Source organism: Mesorhizobium sp. M0244 (assembly GCF_040321795.1).
In the GTDB taxonomy this organism is placed as follows: domain Bacteria; phylum Pseudomonadota; class Alphaproteobacteria; order Rhizobiales; family Rhizobiaceae; genus Mesorhizobium.
Map to the genome: position 1 here is coordinate 46,730 of NZ_JAMYSE010000027.1, position 21,588 is coordinate 68,317.

25 protein-coding genes and 1 tRNA gene are annotated in these 21,588 nt (G+C 61.4%); 13 read left to right on the forward strand and 13 right to left on the reverse strand.

The genetic code is table 11. The features are described 5' to 3' along the window. Positions 1–181 precede the first annotated feature (181 nt). Together NKJ08_RS17995 and NKJ08_RS18000 are read left to right on the forward strand one after the other, a co-directional pair. Positions 182–2,266 (forward strand): hydantoinase/oxoprolinase family protein, encoded by a 2,085-nt coding sequence (locus NKJ08_RS17995; protein ID WP_352782483.1) that lies wholly within the window; start codon positions 182–184, stop codon positions 2,264–2,266. Between the two features lies 1 nt (position 2,267). Continuing rightward, positions 2,268–3,953: a hydantoinase B/oxoprolinase family protein gene (locus NKJ08_RS18000; protein WP_352527645.1), complete on the forward strand. Its 1,686-nt coding sequence runs from the start codon at positions 2,268–2,270 to the stop codon at positions 3,951–3,953. A 419-nt stretch (positions 3,954–4,372) separates the two neighbouring features. On the opposite strand, the gene NKJ08_RS18005 is transcribed toward NKJ08_RS18000, so the two are convergent. The 4 genes from NKJ08_RS18005 to NKJ08_RS18020 all read right to left on the reverse strand — a co-directional run bounded on the left by NKJ08_RS18005 (position 4,373) and on the right by NKJ08_RS18020 (position 7,724). Next, positions 4,373–5,029 carry a methionine ABC transporter permease gene (locus tag NKJ08_RS18005; RefSeq protein ID WP_352782485.1) on the reverse strand — a complete coding sequence of 219 codons (657 nt, stop codon included), beginning with the start codon at positions 5,027–5,029 and terminating at the stop codon, positions 4,373–4,375. Further along, positions 5,010–6,107 carry a methionine ABC transporter ATP-binding protein gene (locus NKJ08_RS18010; protein ID WP_352782487.1) on the reverse strand — a complete coding sequence of 366 codons (1,098 nt, stop codon included), beginning with the start codon at positions 6,105–6,107 and terminating at the stop codon, positions 5,010–5,012. Before NKJ08_RS18010 ends, NKJ08_RS18005 begins: the two co-directional genes overlap by 20 nt. 99 nt (positions 6,108–6,206) lie before the next feature. After that, complete coding sequence (locus NKJ08_RS18015) at positions 6,207–7,061, reverse strand: MetQ/NlpA family ABC transporter substrate-binding protein (RefSeq protein WP_352527651.1); 855 nt, start codon at positions 7,059–7,061, stop codon at positions 6,207–6,209. Positions 7,062–7,424: 363 nt separating this feature from the next. Next, a complete protein-coding gene (locus NKJ08_RS18020; protein WP_352527653.1) occupies positions 7,425–7,724 on the reverse strand; it encodes a DUF1236 domain-containing protein in 300 nt (99 codons plus the stop codon). Between the two features lie 202 nt (positions 7,725–7,926). Here NKJ08_RS18020 and NKJ08_RS18025 point away from each other — a divergent pair, with 202 nt between their 5' ends. Beyond that, on the forward strand, positions 7,927–8,775 hold the full coding sequence (locus tag NKJ08_RS18025; RefSeq protein WP_352782488.1) for a DUF1236 domain-containing protein: 849 nt from the start codon (positions 7,927–7,929) through the stop codon (positions 8,773–8,775). Between the two features lie 118 nt (positions 8,776–8,893). Here the strand turns inward: NKJ08_RS18025 and NKJ08_RS18030 are convergent, their stop codons facing one another. The 4 genes from NKJ08_RS18030 to NKJ08_RS18045 form a co-directional block, all read right to left on the reverse strand. Beyond that, positions 8,894–9,136, reverse strand: coding sequence for a polymerase (locus NKJ08_RS18030; protein ID WP_352782490.1), 243 nt, complete (start codon positions 9,134–9,136; stop codon positions 8,894–8,896). Positions 9,137–9,378: 242 nt separating this feature from the next. Then, on the reverse strand, positions 9,379–9,933 hold the full coding sequence (locus tag NKJ08_RS18035) for a DUF4142 domain-containing protein (protein WP_352782492.1): 555 nt from the start codon (positions 9,931–9,933) through the stop codon (positions 9,379–9,381). A gap of 130 nt (positions 9,934–10,063) precedes the next feature. Beyond that, positions 10,064–10,726, reverse strand: coding sequence for a peptide-methionine (S)-S-oxide reductase MsrA (gene msrA, locus NKJ08_RS18040; RefSeq protein WP_352782494.1), 663 nt, complete (start codon positions 10,724–10,726; stop codon positions 10,064–10,066). A 73-nt stretch (positions 10,727–10,799) separates the two neighbouring features. Beyond that, entirely contained in the window at positions 10,800–11,123 is a 324-nt protein-coding gene (locus NKJ08_RS18045; protein WP_352782496.1) for a hypothetical protein, read from the reverse strand. Between the two features lie 457 nt (positions 11,124–11,580). On the opposite strand from NKJ08_RS18045, the gene NKJ08_RS18050 reads away from it, so the two are divergent. Continuing rightward, positions 11,581–11,670: transfer RNA gene (locus NKJ08_RS18050), tRNA-Ser, on the forward strand. A gap of 121 nt (positions 11,671–11,791) precedes the next feature. Here NKJ08_RS18050 and NKJ08_RS18055 read toward each other — a convergent pair. The 5 genes from NKJ08_RS18055 to NKJ08_RS18075 form a co-directional block, all read right to left on the reverse strand. Further along, positions 11,792–12,244: a cupin domain-containing protein gene (locus NKJ08_RS18055; RefSeq protein ID WP_352782498.1), complete on the reverse strand. Its 453-nt coding sequence runs from the start codon at positions 12,242–12,244 to the stop codon at positions 11,792–11,794. Positions 12,245–12,606: 362 nt separating this feature from the next. Then, on the reverse strand, positions 12,607–13,014 hold the full coding sequence (locus NKJ08_RS18060) for a hypothetical protein (RefSeq protein ID WP_352782500.1): 408 nt from the start codon (positions 13,012–13,014) through the stop codon (positions 12,607–12,609). Positions 13,015–13,288: 274 nt separating this feature from the next. Continuing rightward, positions 13,289–13,561, reverse strand: a complete 273-nt coding sequence (locus tag NKJ08_RS18065; RefSeq protein WP_352782502.1) for a hypothetical protein — start codon at positions 13,559–13,561, stop codon at positions 13,289–13,291. Positions 13,562–14,021: 460 nt separating this feature from the next. Continuing rightward, on the reverse strand, positions 14,022–14,621 hold the full coding sequence (locus tag NKJ08_RS18070) for a YdeI/OmpD-associated family protein (RefSeq protein ID WP_352782504.1): 600 nt from the start codon (positions 14,619–14,621) through the stop codon (positions 14,022–14,024). A gap of 121 nt (positions 14,622–14,742) precedes the next feature. Continuing rightward, positions 14,743–15,168 (reverse strand): cupin domain-containing protein, encoded by a 426-nt coding sequence (locus tag NKJ08_RS18075; protein ID WP_352782506.1) that lies wholly within the window; start codon positions 15,166–15,168, stop codon positions 14,743–14,745. A gap of 880 nt (positions 15,169–16,048) precedes the next feature. Here NKJ08_RS18075 and NKJ08_RS18085 point away from each other — a divergent pair. From NKJ08_RS18085 to NKJ08_RS18125, 9 genes are all read left to right on the forward strand, one after another. Further along, entirely contained in the window at positions 16,049–16,279 is a 231-nt protein-coding gene (locus NKJ08_RS18085) for a hypothetical protein (RefSeq protein ID WP_352532346.1), read from the forward strand. Positions 16,280–16,352: 73 nt separating this feature from the next. Then, positions 16,353–16,631, forward strand: a complete 279-nt coding sequence (locus NKJ08_RS18090) for a DUF982 domain-containing protein (RefSeq protein ID WP_352782508.1) — start codon at positions 16,353–16,355, stop codon at positions 16,629–16,631. A gap of 142 nt (positions 16,632–16,773) precedes the next feature. Further along, complete coding sequence (locus NKJ08_RS18095) at positions 16,774–16,956, forward strand: DUF3606 domain-containing protein (RefSeq protein WP_352782510.1); 183 nt, start codon at positions 16,774–16,776, stop codon at positions 16,954–16,956. After that, positions 16,956–17,138, forward strand: a complete 183-nt coding sequence (locus NKJ08_RS18100; RefSeq protein WP_352532352.1) for a hypothetical protein — start codon at positions 16,956–16,958, stop codon at positions 17,136–17,138. Before NKJ08_RS18095 ends, NKJ08_RS18100 begins: the two co-directional genes overlap by 1 nt. Before the next feature lie 136 nt (positions 17,139–17,274). Next, positions 17,275–18,354, forward strand: coding sequence for a glycosyltransferase family 2 protein (locus NKJ08_RS18105; RefSeq protein WP_352532354.1), 1,080 nt, complete (start codon positions 17,275–17,277; stop codon positions 18,352–18,354). Further along, complete coding sequence (locus tag NKJ08_RS18110) at positions 18,335–19,036, forward strand: class I SAM-dependent methyltransferase (RefSeq protein ID WP_352782512.1); 702 nt, start codon at positions 18,335–18,337, stop codon at positions 19,034–19,036. The genes NKJ08_RS18105 and NKJ08_RS18110 overlap by 20 nt, the downstream gene beginning before the upstream one ends. Positions 19,037–19,110: 74 nt before the next feature. Then, a complete protein-coding gene (locus NKJ08_RS18115; RefSeq protein ID WP_352532358.1) occupies positions 19,111–20,598 on the forward strand; it encodes a hypothetical protein in 1,488 nt (495 codons plus the stop codon). 341 nt (positions 20,599–20,939) lie between these two features. Next, complete coding sequence (locus NKJ08_RS18120) at positions 20,940–21,029, forward strand: potassium-transporting ATPase subunit F (RefSeq protein WP_352780616.1); 90 nt, start codon at positions 20,940–20,942, stop codon at positions 21,027–21,029. Positions 21,030–21,055: 26 nt separating this feature from the next. Continuing rightward, positions 21,056–21,588: potassium-transporting ATPase subunit KdpA (locus tag NKJ08_RS18125; protein ID WP_352782515.1), on the forward strand; the 533-nt coding region annotated here is incomplete at its 3' end.

Consider the following 21,588-nt stretch of genomic DNA (forward strand, 5'->3'; position numbering starts at 1 on the left):
CAAATCTTCACCTGCGCGCCCGAACCGGTCAGGTTCCTGCGTGCCCTTGCACACTCCGAAGCGGTAAGCTCTTGTGTCCGGAATTTATTAGTATACAAACGATATTTGCGTCAAGACGCCGCCGTAAAACAGGTTTCCAAACTGAGGCATGTAAGCAGTTCGGGCATTTCGGGTTTCGACAATGGAACAGAATTTTTCGGCGCAAGCTCTGGATTCGGCGGGCAGCGTCGTCGCCGGCATCGATGTCGGCGGAACCTTTACCGACCTGCTTCTGATCGACGGCCGTGACGGTGGCAGGGTGCATATCGCCAAGACTCCGACCACGGTCGACAACCAGGCTTTCGGCGTCGTTTCGGCGCTTGGCGCCACCGGCTTTCCGGTTGACGGCATCGACCTCATCGTGCACGGCACGACGACCACCACCAACGCGGTGCTGGAGCGCCGGCTGGCGAAGACCGGCATGATCACCACGCGCGGCTTTCGCGACGTGATCGAGCTTGGCCGGCGGACCCGGCCGCAGGCCTATGGCATGACGGGCACCTTCGTCCCGATCATTCCGCGCAATCTGCGGCTCGAAGTGTCGGAGCGGATAGAGGCCTCGGGCGCGGTGCGCATCCCGCTCGACGAGGCCGAGATGCGGGCAGCGATTTTACAGCTGATCGAGGCCGGCTGCGAATCCCTCGTCATTCATTTCCTGCATTCCTACGCCAACCCGGCGCATGAGCGGCGGGCGGCCGAGATCGCCGCCGAGCTTTGGCCGAACGGCTACATCACGTCAGGCCATGCGCTGCTGTCGGAAGCGCGCGAATTCGAGCGCGGCGTCACCGCTTCGGTCAACGCCTCGGTGCAGCCGATCCTCGAGCGCTATGTCGAGCGGCTGCGCAAGGAACTGGCGTCAAAAGGCTACGCCCGCGACTTCCTGATCATGAACGGCAATGGCGGCATGATCTCGGCCCGCTTTGTCACACGTGAATCGGCCAAGACCGTCATGTCCGGCCCCGCTTCCGGCGTCATTGCTGCCGCCTATACCGGCAAGCGCGCCGGCTTCGAAAACTTGGTCACCTACGACATGGGCGGCACCTCGACCGACGTGGCGCTGATCCGCGATGCCGAACCGGCGGTGTCGAACGAGATCGAGATCGAATATGCGATGCCGATTCACGTGCCGATGGTGGCGGTGCACACGGTCGGCGCCGGAGGCGGCTCGATCGCCCGCGTCGATGCGGCAGGCCTGATCCAGATCGGCCCGGAAAGTGCAGGCGCCAATCCCGGGCCGATCTGCTATGGGCGCGGCGGCAGCGAGCCGACCATCACCGACGCCAATCTGGTGCTCGGCCGGCTGGCGCCGAAAAAGCTGCTTGCTGTCGAAAACCCGGTCACCGTCAAACGTGTCACCGGCATATTCGAGGACAGGATCGGCCGCGCCACAGGGCTGTCCGGCGTCGAGGCGGCGGGAGCGGTGCTGCGGCTGGGCAATATGAAGATGGCCGGCGCTATCCGCATGGTCTCGGTGTCACGCGGCCACGATCCGCGCGATTTCACGTTGTTCGCCTTCGGCGGCGCCGGGCCGCTGCATGCGACGGCATTGGCGCGCGAACTCGGCCTGCCAAAAGTGCTGGTGCCGGCGCGGCCGGGCATCACCAATGCGCTCGGCTGCGTCGTCGCCGATCTCAGGCACGATTTCGTCAACACGGTCAACCAGCCGGTGGCCAATCTCGACGAAACCGAGCTTCACGCTATATTGGAACGGCACCGAAACGAAGGCGAGGAGCTTATCGGCAAGGAAGCGGTGAAGCCGGAAACGATCCGCATCACGCATTCCGCCGACATGCAGTTCGTCGGCCAGACGCATATCATCAACGTGTCGCTGCCGTCGTCCGCAGTGACACGCGAGGTACTGCAGCAACTGTTCGAGAGGGCCTATTTTGCCCGCTTCAAGGTCGAGCTGCCGGAAATCCGTGCCAATCTGGTCAACCTCAACACCTCGGTGACCGGCGTGCGGCCGGCGATCGATCTGTCGCGGCTGATCGACCCGGCTGGCCGGGCCAAAACGCTCGATGAGGCACGGCGCGAGATCCGGCCGGTCTGGTATGGCGGCCGCTGGCATGACACGCCCGTCTATGGCAGGGAAAAACTGCCGCTCGACGCCATCATCGAAGGGCCGGCGATCCTCGAACAGATGGACGCAACAACGGTGCTCGAGCCCGGTGACCGGGCGCGATCGGACGCCGACGGCAACATCATCATCGACATTGGTGAGGCCTGAGATGGAAAAGCTCGACGCCATCACACTTTCGGTCATTCAGGCGGCGCTGCAGCAGGTCTGCGACGAGATGGACCTGACGTTTTCGCGCGCCGCCTTCTCGCCTGTTATCGCCGAGGCCAATGACCGCTCCGACGGCATCTATTCGGCCGTCGACGGTTCGCTGATCGCGCAAGGCAGCCAGGGCCTGCCGGTGTTCGTCGGTGTCATGCAGTATTCGACAAAAACGGTGATCGAGATGATCGCCGACGGCCGCTGCCTGCCGCCGGAGCCCGGCGACATCTACATCGTCAACGACCCCTATCTCGGCGGCACGCATCTGATGGATGTGCGCTTCGCCATGCCGGTCTACAGGGACAGAAAAATTTTCTGCTGGCTGTCGAACACCGGCCATTGGCCCGACATTGGTGGCTCGGTGCCCGGTGGCTTCTCCGCCTCGGCTACGGCGGTCGAACAGGAAGGCCTGCGGCTGCCGCCGGTGAAACTGTTCAAGAAGGGCGTGCTCGATCGCGAGATCTACGCCATCATCTGCTCGAACATCCGCGTCGCCGACCAACGCATCGGCGACATCCGGGCGCAGGCGGCAGCACTGCTGATTGGCCAGGATCGGCTCAACGGTATCCTGGATCGTTACGGAGATGAAACGGTCATTGAGGCGATCGCCGAATTGCGCCGCCGCGCCGCCGAACAGATGCGCGCCAACATATCGGCCATTCCCGACGGCATCTATCGCTCGCAGGCCTTCGTCGATTCCGACGGGGTGGTGAACGAGCCGCTGACCATCGCGCTTGTGGTGGAGAAGCAGGGCGACACGCTGACCTTCGACTTCGCGGGTTCGTCAAAGCCTTGCGCCGGGCCGATGAACAGCGTGCTGGCGACGACCTTGTCCTCGGTCTATCTCGCCATGCGTCACATTTTCCCGGATGTGCCGATCAGTGCCGGCGCCTTCGAGCCGCTCATCGTCAAGCGACCGGAAGGCACCTTCCTAGACGCCAAATATCCGCGCCCGGTGTCGGGCTGCGCGGCCGAGGTTTCGCAGCGCATCGCCGAGGCGGTGTTCGCGGCCATGGTGCAGGCGTTGCCGGACAGAGTGACGGCGGCTCCGGCCGGCTCCAGCGGCAATTTCGCGCTCGGCGGCAACGACCCGGCGCGCGGCCGCGATTACGTCATGTACCAGATCTCCGGCGGCGGCTATGGCGGCAATGCCGGTCACGACGGCCTGACCAATGGCTGCTCGACCATCGGCATTTCCAAATCGCCGCCGGTCGAGATCATGGAACAGGCCTTTCCGGTGCTCTATCGCCACTATGCCCTGCGCGAGGGCTCGGGTGGCGCGGGCAAGCATCGCGGCGGTTTCGGCCTCACTTATGAGGTCGAGATCCTGCGCGGCGACGCCCGCGCCTCCTTCGTCATGGACCATGGCCGCTTCGGCCCGCAGGGTGCCCTCGGCGGCAAGGACGGCGCGGTCAATACGGTGACCGTGTTCCGCGACGGCGAAGCCCATGTGCCGCCGCATCTCTCCAAGGAGCAGGACATCGCGCTGAAAGCCGGCGACCGCGTGCGCGTCGGCACGCCGGGCGGCGGCGGCTATGGCGATCCCTTGCAGCGTGACCCGGAATTGGTCGCTCAGGATATCAGGCTAGGATACTATACCGCCGAGCAAGCCAGGGACATGTTCGGGATCAAATGAATCCACAAGACAAATTCAAATGCCGTATCTGCGGCCTCGATCAGTCTCCTGATTTGCCGTGGGGCGAGAACGGACGAGAACCCAGCCATAATATATGTTCTTGTTGCGGTGTAGAGTTCGGCTACGCAGACGACGGCCTCGACAACTGTTTGTCAATTCGCCGGAATTGGGTCGAAGTTCGGCGATGCAAATGGTTCTCGCCAAACGACCGGCCGCCCGACTGGGATATGCCTGCTCAGATGAGAGGTATTCCGCTAGCCTATAAGCGCGCAGAGGATGAGCAACTGATCCAGCTATATCTCCAAGCTGGAGAGCCGCCTCTACAAGGCTTGGCGGCGCTGAGCGCGGTGGAGAAGCCGGACCGGCAGTGACAGTTTCACCGGGTGCTGGCATATCGCCCAAACAACCGCTGCGCACCGCTATGCCCGATGATCCAGCCTTGCGACCAGCCGGTCGCCGGCCCACTGGATGCCGCAGACCAGGATGATCAGCACAATGACCACGGCGACCATGACGCTGGTTTCGAAGCGCTGGTAGCCATAGCGGATTGCGAGGTCGCCGAGCCCGCCGGCACCGATGGCACCTGCCATGGCCGAGGCGCCGATCAGCGTCACCAGTGTAACCGTGAAGCCGGCGACGATGCCGGGCAGCGCTTCCGGCACCAGCACTTCTCGGATGATCGTCCAGCGGTTGCCGCCCATGGCGCGCGCCGCTTCGATCAGCCCGTGGTCGACCTCGCGCAGCGACACTTCAGCGATGCGGGCATAGTAGGGCGTCGCCGCGATCGACAGCGGCACGATGGCAGCCCATGTGCCGATCGAGGTGCCGACGATCAGCCGCGTCACCGGAATCAGCGCGACCAAAAGGATGATGAACGGCACCGAGCGGAAGCCGTTGATCACAGCGCCGAGCGCACGGTTCACCCAGCGGTTTTCGGCAATGCCGCCACGGTCGGTGGCGACCAGCGCCAGGCCGAGCGGCAGCCCGAAAACCAGCGAGATGAGGCCGGAAGCGGCCGTCATCAGGATGGTTTCCCAGACCGAACGAAGCAGGAGCTCAAACAGAACCGTCGACATGGCCAAGCACCTCCACCCGCGCATTGCGGGCTTTCAAGAACGCGATCACCTGTGCCAGATGATGTTCATCGCTGCCCGCGACCGCCACGAACAGCGTCCCGACAGGCTGCTGCTGGACGTGATCGATGCCGCCGTGCACGAGGCGGAACGAGCCGGGAACCGCCGCGGCAAGGTCGGACAAAAGCGGGCCGCGCGCTGCCTCACCCGCCACGTCGATCCTGAGGATAGCCTCGCCGCCCGTGTTCTGCGTTAGCCGGCTTGCGATCTCCGCCGGCAATCGCGGTCGGATGCCGCCGAGCAGGCTTTGTGTTATCTCCGACTTCGGATCGGCAAACACCGACCACACCGGCCCTTGCTCGACGATCCGTCCCGCGTCGATCACCGCGACGCGATCGGCGATAGAACGGATCACCTCCATCTCATGGGTGATGAGAAGGATGGTCAGGCCGAGCTGCCGGTTGATGTCCCTGAGCAAGGCAAGGATGGAGCGCGTCGTCTCCGGGTCCAGCGCCGAGGTCGCTTCGTCCGACAGCAGCAGCGCCGGGCGTGCCGCAAGCGCACGGGCAATGCCGACGCGCTGTTTCTGTCCGCCCGACAGCGACGCCGGATAGGCTTTCGCCTTCTCCGACAGGCCCACGAGCTCGAGCAGTTCGGCCGCGCGCGCCAGGCGTTCGGCCTTGGGCCGGCCTTCGATCTTGAGCGGCAGCGCTACATTGTCTTCGACCGTCTTGGCGGACAGCAGGTTGAAATGCTGGAAGATCATGCCGATCCGCCGGCGCAGCGGCTGCAATTCGCGCTCGCCGAGCCGGCTGATCTCGCTGCCTTCGATGAAAACCTGTCCTGAATCCGCACGTTCCAGCCCATTGAGGCAACGGATCAGCGTCGATTTGCCGGCGCCGCTTCGGCCGATAATGCCGAGGATCTCGCCCTTGCGCACGCTGAGCGACACGCCATCGAGCGCCGCTGTCGCGCCGAAACGCCGCTTCAGCTCGATGAGGCGCACAACATAGTCCGATCCCGCGGAACGGCTCTCGACGGGATGCACGACTTCGGTGACCGAGGCGAAATGCTGGTTCATGAAAGTTCCTGTCTCGGCGATCCGCAAACGCGATCGCGGTCCGCGTTGGAACGCGGACCGCTTTTTCCCATAGCCCGAGCCTCAATGCCCGGTTCGACATCAATAGGCGCTGATGCCGGTTCCCTTGTAGACCCGGTCGAATTCGGCCTTCACCTTTTCGTTCTGATAGGAGGCGACCAATGTCTTTACCCATGGCTGGTTTTCGTTGCCGGCCTTGACCGCGATGAAGTTGCGGTAGGGGTTGTCGGCCACCGTCTCCTGGGCGATGCGGCTTTCCGGACCAAGCCCGCTTTTCAACGCCCAATCCGTATTGACCACGGCTCCGTCGAGATCTTCCACCGAGCGCCCGACGATGCCGGCGTCGAGCTCCTTGATGACCAGCTTCTTCGGGTTTTCAGAAATGTCGGTGGTCGTTGCCAGTATGCCGGTGCCGTCCTTCAGCTTGATCAGGCCTTCGCTCTGCAAGACGCGCAACGCGCGGCCTTCGTTGGACGGGTCGTTCGGCACGCCGATGACGGCGTCTTCGGGCAGGTCGGCAACCTTCGCGTACTTCTTGGAATAGAGGCCGATCGGCCAGACCCCGGTATAGCCGACGGGGACGATATGATAGCCCTGCGTCTTGATCTGATTGTCGAGATAGGGCTTGTGCTGGAAGGCGTTGGCGTCGATTTCGCCACGCTCCAGCGCTTCGTTCGGCTGGGTATAGTCGTTGAACACCACGGTCTCGACCGTCAGGCCTCTCTCCGCCGCCTGGGCGGTGACGACACGCCAGACGTCCTCATCCTCGCCGCTCATGATGCCGACCTTGATCGCCTTCTTGTCCTCGGCGAACGACGAACCGGACGCAGCCAGGCCGACAATCGCAACCGCCGATGCAAAAAGTACGGCCAGGCCGGCGCGCCGGTTTATAGTTGCTGAGAGGAATGGAAGCAAAGTGTTGATATTCCCAGACATGATCAATCCCGTCGGTTCTGAAGTCGTTGCGGCCAGGCGGAGTGCGAAGCCTTGCCGGCATCATCGGAAATGCTGACCGTCAGATCAAAGAACCGTATTTCCCGCCAAATGCGAAGCCGGGAATATTCTCTCAAAGTTTCTTGTCTGGCGAGCACAGGACGCTGCCGTCCCTGGCGTGCTGGGATCATGCGCCTCAAGCCAAAGCTGGTTCAGAAGTTATCCGGGCGTCGACTCGGCTATGAGGCCCGCCGTGCGTCGAAACGGCGGGCCTTTCTGCGTCCGAGTTGCCCAGGACGGGCAGCGGTTTGGGTGTCGACAATGCAGGACGCGCCGCATGTCCCTTCAAAGAGCGACGCGCTTTGCTCACTGGATGACCTTCACGATCCTGCGCGTGCCCGGATCGACCAGGACGGTCTGGTTGTCGACGACGACATAGCGGTATTTGACGTTGGGAACTTCATGAAGCTCGACGGTGTCGGGCAAGGTCGAGCCGACATTGAGTTCCACGCCGGGAAGCTGGACGGACGCCAGAGGCTGTTTTTTGACATACTCGCGTACGACCGTTTCCTGCTGCGGTTCGATGACCACGTCCTGGGCGGCAGCGGCGCCGACGCCCGCGAGCAGCAAGAACCCGGCCGCGGCCGCGGAAAGATGCATTCTCATGATTATCTCCTTTCGTCGTGAGCCACCTCTGCGCTGCGCTGCACCATGCCGTTCGCAGCGGGGTCGCTAGGCCGGTAACGCCATCGGATAGAGCTTGTTCCGCCAATCGGATCACTTGCCGTTTCGCTCCATTAATTTGGAACAAAGTTTTTGAGCCGCAGTTTTACTCGGTGAAGGGACGCATTTTCCAAGGAGATCTCTCATGAAAGGCGTTCTGATCACCAGCATGCTAGCAATCAGCGTCAGCTGCGGGGCAGCACTTGCCCAGACGCAGCAGTCGGCCGACGACCAGTCCGGCGCCAATTGTGCAGCCGGCACTGCCAATTGCCAGAGCGGCGCCAAGACGGGCGAGCAGGCTCAGGGCAAGGCTGATCAGCAGGCGCAGGGCAAACCGAAGCTGAAGACTGACGAGCAAGCTCAGGGCAAGGCTGGCGCTACGACTGACCAGCAGGCCACGGGCAACACCAAAATGAAAACCGACGAGCAGGCCCAGGGCAAGGCTGGCGCCACGACTGACCAGCAGGCCACGGGCAAACCGAAGCTGAAGACCGACGAGCAAGCCCAGGGCAAGGCTGGCGCTACGACTGACCAGCAGGCCACGGGCAACACCAAAATGAAAACCGACGAGCAGGCCCAGGGCAAAACCGGAACCACCACTACCGAGCAGGCCCAAGGCAACACGAAAATGAAGACCGAGGAGCAGGCTCAGGGCAAGACTGGGACCACGACCACCGAGCAGACTCAGGGCAACGCCTCTACGCAGACGCAAGACCAGAGTTCGACCGCTTCCATCAGCAATGTGACCGTTGAACAGAAGACAGAGATTACTCAGGTCATCAGGGAGACGAAGGTCGAACCGGTTTCCAGCATCGATTTCGACATCTCTGTCGGTATCGAGGTTCCGCGGAAGAAGGTCCGGCTGCATCGTCTGCCGGCGCGCATCGTCAAGATCGTCCCGGCTTACGAATCCTATGAATATTTCGTGCTGGCCGACGGCCGAATCGTCATCGTTGATCCGAATACCTACAAGATCGTGCTTATCCTGACCTAGTTGTAGCCAGACGGTTTGCAAGACCGTTTGACTGCACCGGTAAGGCCCGCGGCGCGACTTGCGCGGCGGGCCTTACCGCATCCCGCTCCACAGCGTTGCAGCATCTGCAAATCGCAGATCACTGTCCGTCCTCGGGGCGAGGAGCCAGCATGGTCTGATCGATGGTGTTGGGCAGACATGGACTTGGAGCGCAGCTTGTTCGGACTGACGCGGTGGCCATGGCATCAATATTCGTGACCAGCACCATTCTCGCGTAGTGCCGCGGCCACAGCGGTTCTCCAAACAACACGAAGATGCCGCCAATCATTAGCCCCAGCAACAAGAGTGCCGTTGCGTTTGCAAATATCTCGCCGTAGCGCATTGAGGCAACCTGTCCCGGCCGGAAAGTGATTTCAGCCTGTGACAGCGGCGACCGGGACGGCGCCGAAAGCCGGCGCTACTGTCCTTGGCGCCTCGCGAATGCCGCCTTTCATTGGATCCTCCCGAATAAGCCGGGTAAATAACGGCACTCTCGGTGCTTTGTTCCCGGCTGTGTGGCCCGACGACAGCCACTTCACTCCGGCCGGAGTGGCGCGTCTTCTGTCGGCGAAACTGCCTGCGCTCTCATTGATGGGCGGCAGCGAGTTCCTTGACATGACGTTCGTGCATTTGCAGCACCGGCAGCGTCTTCTTGGCGAACTCCTTCAGCGCCGGGTCATCGCCGGAATTTGCATATGTGGAAAACAGCGCCACCGCTTCCTTATGCGCCTGGGTCTGCATGTCGATATATTTCGATTGGAAGCTGTCACCGCTGGTCTCCTTGAGTTGGTCGAGCAGCGCCTGGTGCTTGGTGTCCAGCGGCGAGCCGGCCGGCGCGGTGGCCGACGTCGTCTGACCTTTGCCGAGCGCCGCCTTGAAGTCCTCGCCGGCCTTGGTGTGGTCGGTGACCATTTGCGCCGCGAAGGCCTTCACATCGTCGGCCGTCGCCTGCTTCTGTGCAAGTCGGCTCGACTCGATTTCAAACGCATTGGCGATGGGCACCGTCTTCACGAACGTCGCGGTGTCAACCTTGCTCATGGTGTCGGTCGTCAGAGGCGTCAGCGTCGCCGATTGGGCAAAAGCAGCCAAAGGCGCGCCGGCCATCATCGCTGCCGCAGTGATGGATAGAAGTGCTTTCATGGGAGTTCTCCGAGGCTGATGTCATCCCTCCGATGGCTCAACGCGGAAGCTGCGGCGAGGTTGCCTGGTCGCCGGGGGGGGCCCCCCCCCCCCCCCCCCACAGCATGTTCCTTGCGTCAGGGGCGTAAAATCAGGCGGAGACGGCGGCCGGGATGGCGCAGGTGACGCCGGTTCCCTGCAGGCCGCAATAGCCGTAGGGGTTCTTGGCCAGATATTGCTGGTGGTCCTCCTCTGCGAAGTAGAATTCCGGCGCTGGCGCGATCTCGGTGGTGATCTTGCTGCGGCCGGCACCGCGCAGCGAGGCCTCGTAAGCATCGCGCGAGGCGATCGCCGCCTGGTATTGCGCGTCATTGAACGTGTAGATCGCCGAGCGGTAGGTGGTGCCGACATCATTGCCCTGGCGCATGCCTTGCGTCGGGTCGTGGCTTTCCCAGAACAGCTTCAAAAGCTCGGCATAGGACACGATCTTCGGATCGTAGACGACAAGCACGACTTCGGCATGGCCGGTCAGGCCCGTGCAGGTTTCCTGATAGGTCGGGTTGGGCGTGACGCCGCCGGCATAGCCGGCCGCTGTGACCCAGACGCCCTCGATATGCCAGAACAGGCGCTCGGCGCCCCAGAAGCAGCCCAGCCCGAACATCGCCGTCTCCAGCCCTTCGGGATAGGGACCCTTGAGCAGCCTGTTCGAGACAAAGTGCTTCGACGCCGTCGGGATCGGCCGGTCGCGGCCGGGCAGCGCCTCGGATGGCTTCGGCAGGTTGAGTTTCTTGTTCAGCATGTCGCTGAGAAACATGTGCGGTTTCCTTTTCTTCTTAGTTGAGCCTTCCCTGATCCGGCAATGCTCGGTCCGGGAACGCTTGGAAATGTCAGGTCGCGGCGAACCGCCTGGTGGGGCGCTGCCGCCTATAGCCGATCGCATAGAGAATGAAGGCCAGCGCCGCGAACACGGCGAAGCCGGGCTGGTTGAGCACCCAGGCGATGGCGCCGTCCCACAGCAGCGGGTTGACCTTGTCGCGGACGAAGCTTTCGAAGGCGCTGCGCGTATCCGGCGAGACGGCGAGCCAGCTGGTGTTGAGCGGGGTCATCACCAGTGCCGACGCCGCCACCGAGCGGGTCGCGTCGAGCACGGCCATGATGACCGAAATCGAAAGCGCGATCATTGCGGCGAGACGGAAGACGAAGCGGAACATCCAGACCCTTCCTCCCCAGGAGTTTATCAGAATGTCGTGTCGGACTGTTAAATAGGATCTACGCGCTCTGTCCGCAATCGCGACACGCGAAGTTGAACCTGCGCCGCCTGTTTGTGCCGGAGCCGGTCGCGCGCTGGACGGCGAAGACACCGCCGCCGATCGCGTGCCGACTGCAAGCCTGCTGCCTACATTGGTCGACTGCTGCTGCCTCGAGAACGGCGAGCCGGCGGTAGGGCCAGGGCATCCCTATCCGGCAAAGCGAATACAGTGCCGTTATGTCTTGGCATTCGGCACCGGATCGACTAGATGAGCCCCGCACCTGTTGCTTTGACGGGGGCGGGGAAGGGTATCCGCTGGTTGACGGCGCCCACGGCCGGAATTCCGGCCGGAATCCCAAGGGAGATGCATCTCCCCAACCCGCACGGCGAAACCGGCCGCGGCGAAAATGCTAAAGGATGGAGAGGTGGCCGAGTGGTTGAAGGCGCACGCCTGGAAAGTGTGTTTACGGGAAACCGTAACGCGGGTTCGAATCCCGCTCTCTCCGCCACTACTAAATTGAAATAATTGAATAATATTCCTCTTTGCAGAACATACTCGCGGATTCGAGTCTAGGCCTTGGTTGAAGCTTTCGCGAGGCATTCGGACGCTGAAGGCCAAGTATCGAACTGTCACTTTTTGCTCGGATCGTCCGCCGGGTTGACGTAGGTGATCGCGAACGGCCCGTCGCCATGAACCTGGATAATCGTATCGCTTGTCGTCCACGCGAAGTGATTCATTCCGGCCGGCGCAACGCCGAAGCCACCAGCAGTCAATTCGATGCCTTTCGCCTCGTCGAGCTTGTCGCCCATTCCGATATGAAAGTTACCGGAAAGCACCGTTATATATTCCGCGGTGGGATGATTATGTGCGGCAATTTTGTAGCTGGCGGGCGTCTTTAGCCGCAGCACATAAGGCCCATCCTTCGAGGGGTCTCCAGCAATAACAGCTATCTCGGCGCCAGCAGGAATGACAGCAGGAGCAGGGGCCCATTTGATACTGTCCGCGTTCATTGGCATGTCATCAGCAAACAGGGGCGCTGTCCCGATAAACAGCAGTGCCAGAGCCGAGGCGACCTTGAGCATGATAATCTCTCCATTTCGTTCGTAGAGGATGGCGCTTAGCATGAACGCTGAGCCACTAAACCTATTGGCACGACGGCATCCTCCGAACGGGGGATGCGCGATCCTTCCGTTTTTGGCGTTGAACATCTGGAATTTCGGCACTATCCAGTAGGTGGTTCGTATCGCACGTTGACCGGTGCTGCCCTTAGACCGCTGAGATTCGCGCGCCCGGCATCTTCGTCAAATGGGACACTAGCGGATAGTTGCCGCTGAGCAGTGGGTCCCTTCCGGGTTCCTACTGCGGATCGGGCTGCATCACCGATCGGCCCGCGTTCTTCGTCAGAGGCGCGGGCTTTTGGTCGGCTCAGCAATATCGCGACGGTTTAGCGCGGAACTGCGGGTATTCCTGAGACTGAGCGCGCCGTTTCGCCGGAGAAAACCACGAAGGCAAAGATCAGCACGGCGGCAGCGACAATCATTGAACCGGTGGCGACGATCGGCTCAAGCGCCGGATTTCCCTGCAGCATCAGGTAAAGCGCCGGCAGCATGACGACCAGGCCAAGATTGTAGACGCCATAGTGGATCATCGCCGTCCTGCGGGCAGCCTTCGCCGGGTTCAGGGCATAGTAGCCAGCGAATATTGCACTGGTGACCCATCCCAGCAGGTTGATGTGCGCGTGAGCCGGAAACGCCCCGTGATCTCCTGAAATTGCCATCTGCAGGCCGGCTGCAATTCCCAGAATAAGAAAGACGATGGCTGTCTTGAAAAAGAGCTCCGAAACTTTAGGCATGTCATTTCTCCCAAACCCGTTTTGCCGCCGCATCATGCTTTGGTCCCGGTGATCTTGCCAAGGGGACCGTCGGGCCTGCGGAACCATTTGTTGGTGGCCAGACGACCCATTGGCGGCCGGCCGCCGGGCCTGGCCGGTTCGCGAGACCAGCCGGCAAAAAATATGCGCTCACGCTAATTTAATTGCAATATCACCCCGCCAGGCTTCCATGTCGTTCTCACTAGGGAAGTGTCCTGCACGATGGTGGTGCCCATACGCCCCAAAGGTCTCCCCGTCACTGTTGCAGCAGGGCCTCGCCAAACTTCTCCCACAGCCGTGCGCAATCTGTTGCTCTGAGGCTGGGGGTTCCGAGTGGGCCGTACATAATGACGGCGGCGTGAACATCGTAGCCAACGATAGGTGCATTGGCGACAAAGTGGATAGCCTCACCCAATCGGCGGGGGCCAATTGCCGCATCGGTTTTGTTGGTGATGTCGAAGACACCACGAATGTCCGCTTCCTGGTTCCTGGCTGCCAACGCAGCCGCCATTACCTTTTCGTGCACCATCGAAATCTCTCCTAACGGTCTAAGTCTAAGAACCGCGGCTTGTGCTGGCCCGGCAGCTGACCGGCAAATCGAAGTGCTTTTTGCCGCATCTCGATTGGCTCTTGCTGCGAGCCACTCCGCCCGCGCCCGCGGCAAGCCGATAAGGCAACTGCCAGCGAAGTCCGCAGGCACGTCCACGGTCGTATCAAACACGGCCCACGTGCCAGTCGGCTCCTGAATGGGCAAAAACCTCATAACAGCGCCTGCTAATATACGTATGCCGACTGTGGGGACGGAGCTTTGTTCCTGCATCGACTAAACGAATGAGAGATGGTGTCGAAATGCCAGGCGACGCTCGTCGAAAACAATCGTCTGCGACATCGCCAGGATCGAAGGTGGGCCTGAGCTGCGATCCGACCGCATTCGGGGCTCGCCGATAGGGACAAGCACAAGACGCAGCGCCGGCACGCCTCGTCAGATGTCACTTTCTGCGCTGCGGATAAATCGTCTCACCGCGCGTCAGCATCTCCACGAACGCCGCGATCTTCTTCTTGCGTCCGGCTTCGGTCTTCATGTTGTGGGTGCGGAAGGCGAGCGCGAAGCGGTTTTGCTCGCTGAGCTTTGCCAGCATCTCTTTCGCCTTGGGCTCGGCGTCTATTGCCGCCTGGAGATCGTCGGGGATCTTCATGCCCTTGCCGCTTTTGTAGGCCCGTGCCCAGCGGCCGTCGGCTTTGGCTGCCTCGAGCTGCCTCAGCCCATGCTCGGTCATCCGGCCCTCCTCGATCAGCCGGGCGACATTGTCGATATTGATCTGGCTCCAGGTGCTCTTTTTGCCGCGTGGGGTGTAACGCTGCAGGTAGCTTTTGTCGTCGAACGCCTTGCGCACCGCGTCGATCCAGCCCCAGCACAACGCCACGTCGATGGCTTGCTTCGGCGTGATCGACGGCAGCCCCGAATCGAGCTTATGGATCTTGATCCACAGTTCATTCTCGCTGTCGTGGTGCTCGCGCAGCCAGGCATTGAAGCTGCCGGCATCCCTGAACTCGTGCACCTTGGCGGGGTCGACCTTGACGGGCGCCATCAGACTGTCCGCCTGCGACGCAGACGTATAACGACGCCAAGCCGCTTGCCTGCCGCGCGCACGCTCATCTCAGCTCCGAGGCCGCCATCCGCAGGCCTGATGGTTCTTGCCGGCACCGCATTCAGCCTGCACGATTGGGCGTGCCGAGGACATGGGACTTCGGCGGCAGCATGACGTCGTCGAAGGTCTGCGTGAACATTGCCGCCGCGAAGAAAGCGACGGCGCGCAGGGTTTCGGTGCCGGTATTGACGAGGTCGTGCCGGATCGGCGTCGGGAGCACCAGGACACTGCCGGGCCCGACCGGGTGGGTGGTGCCGCCCTCCATGTGCAGCTCGCCGGTGCCGGCGATGATGTATTGCGTCTCCTCGGTGGCGTCGGTGTGCCATCCGAGCCGCTTGCCGGGCTCGATCTTGTAGACAATGACCGAGGACTGGGTGGTGCCGTGCCCGCCGTAAACCGCGAAGGCGCCGGCCCATTTGACCGACGGGTCGTCCTCTGCCCAAACCGGCGAACGTTCGAGCCTGTCGGATGCGACGACTGCGGTCATGGCTTCGTTCCTCTCTCGGCGATTGCGAACACAAAACCTAGATGATTTTTCTGGTCTGCGTCAGCAAAACTGGCTGCCAACCATTCCCCTCGCCCATTGCACGTAACGATTCCCGGGCTGCGATCCGGCACGCTCTATTCCCGGCTCGGATCGCCGGGCCGATTTCACAACGCAACCAAGCCTTTACCTTTTAGCCAGTTTGGAGTTGCCCCTGCGTTGCGTTCGTGGTCCGGTACAACCAGGGCGCTCAATGCGGCATTCGGGACGGTCGCCTCACCGACCGTCAAGGCAACACAGGAGATAGCAATGGGCATTTTCGACAGTATCAAAGGTGCGATTTTCGGAAGCGCGGTTGCGGCCGAAGCACCGCCGGCGCAACCCTCCGCCGCGCCTGCTTCGAGCACGGCCCCCCAGCCGACGGTGGCTACACGATCCGGCCCGGCTGCAACTCCGGCTCCGGCCACGCAGTCCGCGCCGTCCTCTGCCCCGGACATCGCCTCCATTCTCGACCGTAACAATGAATCTATGGCTGCATGACGCACTGATAAAAAAACTGGCCGAGAATGGCGGCAAGCTTCCGAGCGACCTGGCCGCCTAGTCCTGCCCGCAGCCGTGATCGCGCTCTTGCCGTGCTGACTTCGGCGGCAACCGAGCAGATCAAGCTGCCAAGTAAAATTGAGACCCATCCCGGCCGTCGGGATGGGTCTTTGGCGACGTGGCATGGCACAAAAGCGCTGCCGCCTCGCGCCCGGATTGCCTCACGCAAAACCGACGATTTTCGGTCGCCGTCCGCGCGCTGGTAGGACCACCATTTTGCTGGCGAAACGCGACGTTCGGCGTATCATTCTCCCGGGAGAGGGTTCATGGCGGGAGGAAGCCAATGAACGTGGTGCAGAGGGTGACTGTCGCCGACTTGACGGCCCAAGAGCTTGTTTCATCTGCGCTTTCAAGATTCGGCGCCGGCGACACCATATCGACGAGGGCGATGCTGGACGTCGTTCGCCGGACGGCCCCGGCGTGCTGCGACAGCGATGACGATCTGGTCGAGCTTATCGTCATGACGGCCGTTGGTAGGACCATGGGGGTCGTGTTCGACCATCGGTCCCGTTAGATATCAGGAACGAATACCAGGCTGCACCGTTCAGTCTGCAAAACTTATCTCGCTTGAGTTGTGGAATGGTGCCATGCGTGATGAACAATTCGACGTTCCCGTGACAATAGAGACTGGGCGGAACGGACGCATCCTGACGGTGACGCGGGCGGTCGAGGCCGCATCGCTATTGGTCGAAAAGTGGCCGGACGAAAAGCGCGGGCCGAAATATCGCTCGGCCTTGCAAGCGGTGATGGACGCCATGGAGCAGCGGCGGGCGGTTGGCAGCGCCCGACGGGCATTCACTGCTGCCGCCAAGGAAGCCAGCCTGTTTGTGCGCGAAGTCCGGCCTGGCGCCAAGCCCTCGTCTTGAACGTGTCGTCTCTTGAGCATGTCGTCGTCCCGAAACCGCCGCGCATGCCGGGTCATGCCGAAGGGCAGGCTATTGGGCGACACGAAGGAACTCCCGGAAATCTTGCCCGTTATGCTCTCGTGGAGATGAGGAGAGAGCTGCCATGGCCGATGACAAAACCAGGACCGACAGCCGCGACCGCTCGGCTCGCGGCGAAGACTATGAGGTACGTCATTTCGCCGAGGAAGCGGGCATTACCCCGGATCAGGCACGCACGCTGATCAAGCGCCACGGCACCGACCGCAAGGTGCTGAACGAAATCGCCGAGAGCATAAGAGCGTTGTAATGGCTGACAAGAAAGCCGCAATGGCCGACAAGAAGAAGCGCGATCCGGACGACAAGGAAGCCCTGCACCTGGCCGAGACCACCGACGTTTCGCCGAAGCAGGCGAAGGATCTGATACGCAAGCACGGCAAGGACAGCCCGAAGGTCGAGAAGGAAGCCAAGAACTTCAAGGCCGAGGGCTGAGCCGCCGAAGGTCTTCGCCCGTCGCCCGCAACTTGATGCTCGAACGCGCCAGCCGGTTAGATGCGCGGCACAAGGGTTGTGGCCGTAATCCTGCAGCTTATCGGTTTTCTAACAAATTTGGCCTATTCCCCGTTTGATGACGGGAGCTGGGTTATTGGCACAAACAGGGAAAAGCGCGGCGCGGCGCGTGGTTGCGCTGTCCGTCGTCGTGCCTTGCTACAACGAGATCGGCGGTATCGCCGAGTTGCACCGGCGCGTCACCGCCGCTTGCCGCGAGCAGGTTGGCGCTTCCTACGAGATCGTCCTGGTCATCGACGGGGCGACCGACGGCACCCGAGAGGCCATTTTCGAGCTAGCCAACCAGGATAGCCACATTGTCGGCCTCGACCTTGCCCGCAATTATGGCCACCAGATCGCGCTCAGCGCCGGGCTGGAATTCTGCCGCGGCCAGCGAATCCTCATCCTCGATGCCGACCTCCAGGATCCGCCGGAATTGCTCGAAGCGATGATGGCAAGGATGGATGAGGGTTTCGATGTCGTCTACGGCCAGCGGCTGAAGCGCCAGGGAGAAGGCTGGTTCAAGCTGGCCACGGCCGCCTTGTTCTATCGTCTGCTGCGCAAGATGGTCGACGTCGACATGGCCCTTGATTCCGGCGATTTCCGCCTGATGAGCCGCCGCGCGCTCGATCACCTCAACGCCATGCCCGAACGCTACCGCTTCATTCGCGGCATGGTGAGTTGGATCGGATTGAAGCAGGTGGCCTTTCCCTATGAAAGGCATCAGCGCTTCGCCGGCGCCACGCACTATTCGCTGAGAAAAATGGTGCTTCTGGCCATGGATGCGATGACCAGCTTCTCTATCGTGCCGCTGCGATTTGCCTCGCATCTCGGTATGATCTTCGGCATTCTCGGTCTCGTCGCGCTCGGCTACACGCTGTTCTCATGGTTCATCGGCAGCGTCCTGCCGGGGTGGACGAGCCTGGCAGCAATCGTCCTGATCCTCGGCAGCGTCCAGCTTCTGGTTCTCGGTATCTTCGGCGAATATCTCGGGCGCATGTATATGGAGACCAAGCGGCGCCCTCTCTATCTGATAAACGAGATTGCTGCCCACGATCCCGCCGCCGAGAAGTTGCCCGTCCATCGTCTGCAGGAGTTGGCCCAGGGACTGACCCGGGAGCCAACGAAGGGGGCCACGCGTGCTTCAGGCCGAGTTTGACCAGTTCGCGCGCGAATATCACGAGCAGCATGCGGCAAGCATCCGACTGAGCGGCGAAACGCCGGATTTCTTTGCGCGGTACAAGATCGACGATGTGGCCACAGTGCTCTCTCGATCCGGTGCCAAGCCGCGACGGATACTTGACTTTGGCGCCGGCGTCGGAAATTCGCTGGGGCCGATGCGCGCGGCATTTCCCGATAGCGAAATTGTCCTGCTCGATCCCTCGCAGGGTTCGCTCGACATCGCCGCCAGGCGTTTTCCCGACCAGGCCGAGTTCCGGCATTTCGACGGCGAGACGATCCCTTACGAGAACGGCAGTTTCGATGTCGCCTTTGCCGCCTGCGTCTTTCATCACATCCCCGAGAACCTCCATGTCTCCTTGCTCAAGGAGATCGAGAGAGTGCTGGCCAATGGCGGCAGGTTTTTTCTGTTCGAACACAATCCATGGAACCCGCTGACAAGGCACGCGGTGCGAAACTGTGCTTTCGACGAGAACGCCGTGCTGATCGACGCAACGCAAATGCGCAAACGAATAGCGGCTGCGGGCTTCTCCGGGCTCGATATCGTCTACCGCATCTTCTTCCCGCGCCTGCTTGCAAGATTGCGGCCGCTCGAGCGCTTCCTCACCAGTCTTCCCCTTGGCGCCCAGTATTTCGTGCATGCGGTCAAGCCCGTACGTTGAGCGTCCACGGACGGGCTCGGCGGAATGATGCCTTGATTGGAACCTTTTCACGCTACAGCACCTCAGGAACAGCAATGCGCGAAACACTGGCATTCCCTGAGGCAAGGCTGGCGACAGAAGACACTCAACGCGCAAGCCTGGTGTTTTGCCTGTTGGCGGCGGTCGTGATAGCGGCCGCGCTCCTTGGCTTCGCCACCTCGCTGCTGCAGGACCCAGACAGCTGGTGGCACATCAAGGTCGGCACGGATCTGCTGGCAAGCCGCACATTCCCGACCGTCGATGCCTACTCCTACACCTTTGCCGGCCACCCATGGATCGCCAAAGAATGGCTTGGTCAGGTCCTGCTGGCGCTGGCCTACAAGGCGGGTGGCTGGAACGGCGTGGTGCTGCTGGCGGTCGCAGCGATCGCGCTGACGGTCTTCTTGATGTCGTGGTATCTCAGCGCGTGGTTGAAGCCGACGCTGGCGATAGGACTGACGCTGGTTCTCGCGCTTTTGATCGGACCAATCTATGTCGCCCGACCCCACATCTTTACCTTACCCATCATCGTCGTCTGGACCGCCGGTCTTTTCGAAGCCGCGCGCAACGAGAAAGCGCCGCCTCTATGGCTGCTGGCGTTGCTTTGCCTGTGGGCCAATCTCCATGCCACCTTCACCTTCGGTTTCGTCATCGCCGCCTTCGCCGGCCTCGATCTCCTCATGCGCACGCGCTTCTCGAACCCCCGGCTGCTGGCCAAGTGGATCGCTTTCGGGCTGCTTTGCCCGCTGGTCAGCCTGCTCAATCCCTATGGCATCAAGGCCATACTCGCCACATTTACGGTGGCCTATGGCAATGAGGCGGTGCCTTACATTACGGAGTGGCAGCCATTCGACGCCTCGCGGCATACCCTCCAAGAGGTGGCTCTGCTGATGGCGTTTTTCGGGCTGCTCGTGTCGAGATTGCGCATTGGCTGGGCCAAGGCGCTGTTCCTTGTCTTCGCGTTGCACGTCTATCTCACCCACATACGGTTCATGTACCTGTTCTTTCTTCTTGTCCCGGTCGTCCTTGCGGTCGAGGTCGCGCAACAATATCCAGCATTTTCAGCCGCGAGATGGGCGGCGGAAAAGCGCGACGGGCTCGAACAATTTTTCGCGCGGCATTTTTCCAAAGTTTGCGCTGGAATTGCCGTTTTGCCGGTTTTGGCGGCTGCGGCCTTCATGGCCTATCCGGTCGTGCCGAGCCAGAAGACCTCGGCGAGGGACGCGCTGGCATTCGCCGAAAGCCACAATTTGTCGGGCAATCTGCTGAACTCCTATGATTTCGGCGGCACGCTGATTTTCCATGGCATCAAGACATATATCGACGGCCGGGCGGATCAGCTTTTCCTGAATGGCTTTACGGAAACGGATGAGCAGACGGGGCACAGCCGGGGCAAGCCGATCCTGAAAGCCCAACTCGAGAAATATGCGATAGGCTGGGCATTGTTGACCGCCGACGACAGCCGCATTCCGTTCTTCGACGAACTGGGCTGGAAGCGGGCCTATGCGGACCATTACGCGGTGATCTATACCCGCGCAGACTGAATCCCGGCAACTTCGCGCGCCGGTGCGCACCTCCCTCCTGAAGCTGCGGCCAGCGCCGAGGCGGCGCCAGTAAAATCCTTATGGGATTTTAATTTCTTTGCTCCGCGTCCCGTCTCGAACCTTTATGGCACTTTGATCCATATTCGCCAGAGCGATGTATCCGGCCGCCGATATGATCAGGCGAACGGGCTCGGACAGTATTGTCCAAGTTGACAAGAACAAACTAAATATAAGGAAAATGCACGATGGACATCGTTGTTGTCGGTATTGGAATCTCGTTCTTTGCTCTATGCTTCGGCTACATCAAAGCCTGCGACAAGTTGTAAGTTAGGGATCGCAACATGCTCTTCGACTATATCCTCGGCGGCACCGTGACCCTGTTCCTTCTCGCTTACCTGACATACGCCCTCGTTTGCCCGGAACGCTTCTGATCTCCGCTGGCAAGGAGCCAACCCCCATGACAATCACCGGATGGCTGCAGATCCTCGTCTATTGCGGGATCGTCGTTTTGCTTGTGAAGCCGCTCGGCGGCTACATGCATCGCGTTTTCAGCGGCGAGCGCACATTCCTGTCGCCAATTCTGGCCCCGCTCGAGCGCGGGCTCTACCGCATATCCGGGACCAGCGAGCGCGAGGAGCAGCACTGGACCTCCTATGCGGCGGCCCTGCTGTTCTTTAACCTGGCCGGCTTCCTGGTGCTCTATTTCCTGCAACGGCTGCAAGGCGGCCTGCCCTATAATCCGGCCGGCATGACCGCCGTCGAACCTGGGCTGGCCTTCAACACCGCCGCCAGTTTCATGACCAACACCAACTGGCAGAACTACGGCGGCGAAAGCACGATGTCCTATCTCGTGCAGATGGCCGGCTTGACCGTGCAGAACTTCCTGTCGGCGGCGACCGGCGTCGCCATTGCGGTCGCACTGATCCGCGGCTTTGCCAGGGCCTCAGGCAAATCGATCGGCAATTTTTGGGTCGATATGACCCGCTGCAC

Bases quoted from the DNA above. Each gene is read 5' to 3' on its own strand.
- NKJ08_RS18005 (WP_352782485.1), bottom strand. From the start codon at position 5,029: ATGTCGACGGTTCTGTTTGAGCTCCTGCTTCGTTCGGTCTGGGAAACC.
- NKJ08_RS18045 (WP_352782496.1), bottom strand. From the start codon at position 11,123: ATGTTCCGCTTCGTCTTCCGTCTCGCCGCAATGATCGCGCTTTCGATT.
- NKJ08_RS18035 (WP_352782492.1), bottom strand. From the start codon at position 9,933: ATGAAAGCACTTCTATCCATCACTGCGGCAGCGATGATGGCCGGCGCG.
- NKJ08_RS18060 (WP_352782500.1), bottom strand. From the start codon at position 13,014: ATGCCTAAAGTTTCGGAGCTCTTTTTCAAGACAGCCATCGTCTTTCTT.
- NKJ08_RS18120 (WP_352780616.1), top strand. From the start codon at position 20,940: ATGCTCTTCGACTATATCCTCGGCGGCACCGTGACCCTGTTCCTTCTC.
- NKJ08_RS18090 (WP_352782508.1), top strand. From the start codon at position 16,353: ATGCGTGATGAACAATTCGACGTTCCCGTGACAATAGAGACTGGGCGG.
- msrA (WP_352782494.1), bottom strand. From the start codon at position 10,726: ATGTTTCTCAGCGACATGCTGAACAAGAAACTCAACCTGCCGAAGCCA.
- NKJ08_RS18100 (WP_352532352.1), top strand. From the start codon at position 16,956: ATGGCTGACAAGAAAGCCGCAATGGCCGACAAGAAGAAGCGCGATCCG.
- NKJ08_RS18075 (WP_352782506.1), bottom strand. From the start codon at position 15,168: ATGACCGCAGTCGTCGCATCCGACAGGCTCGAACGTTCGCCGGTTTGG.
- NKJ08_RS18025 (WP_352782488.1), top strand. From the start codon at position 7,927: ATGAAAGGCGTTCTGATCACCAGCATGCTAGCAATCAGCGTCAGCTGC.
- NKJ08_RS18030 (WP_352782490.1), bottom strand. From the start codon at position 9,136: ATGCGCTACGGCGAGATATTTGCAAACGCAACGGCACTCTTGTTGCTG.
- NKJ08_RS17995 (WP_352782483.1), top strand. From the start codon at position 182: ATGGAACAGAATTTTTCGGCGCAAGCTCTGGATTCGGCGGGCAGCGTC.
- NKJ08_RS18085 (WP_352532346.1), top strand. From the start codon at position 16,049: ATGAACGTGGTGCAGAGGGTGACTGTCGCCGACTTGACGGCCCAAGAG.
- NKJ08_RS18070 (WP_352782504.1), bottom strand. From the start codon at position 14,621: ATGGCGCCCGTCAAGGTCGACCCCGCCAAGGTGCACGAGTTCAGGGAT.
- NKJ08_RS18015 (WP_352527651.1), bottom strand. From the start codon at position 7,061: ATGTCTGGGAATATCAACACTTTGCTTCCATTCCTCTCAGCAACTATA.
- NKJ08_RS18115 (WP_352532358.1), top strand. From the start codon at position 19,111: ATGCGCGAAACACTGGCATTCCCTGAGGCAAGGCTGGCGACAGAAGAC.
- NKJ08_RS18095 (WP_352782510.1), top strand. From the start codon at position 16,774: ATGGCCGATGACAAAACCAGGACCGACAGCCGCGACCGCTCGGCTCGC.
- NKJ08_RS18020 (WP_352527653.1), bottom strand. From the start codon at position 7,724: ATGAGAATGCATCTTTCCGCGGCCGCGGCCGGGTTCTTGCTGCTCGCG.
- NKJ08_RS18000 (WP_352527645.1), top strand. From the start codon at position 2,268: ATGGAAAAGCTCGACGCCATCACACTTTCGGTCATTCAGGCGGCGCTG.
- NKJ08_RS18055 (WP_352782498.1), bottom strand. From the start codon at position 12,244: ATGCTCAAGGTCGCCTCGGCTCTGGCACTGCTGTTTATCGGGACAGCG.
- NKJ08_RS18010 (WP_352782487.1), bottom strand. From the start codon at position 6,107: ATGAACCAGCATTTCGCCTCGGTCACCGAAGTCGTGCATCCCGTCGAG.
- NKJ08_RS18065 (WP_352782502.1), bottom strand. From the start codon at position 13,561: ATGGTGCACGAAAAGGTAATGGCGGCTGCGTTGGCAGCCAGGAACCAG.
- NKJ08_RS18105 (WP_352532354.1), top strand. From the start codon at position 17,275: ATGACGGGAGCTGGGTTATTGGCACAAACAGGGAAAAGCGCGGCGCGG.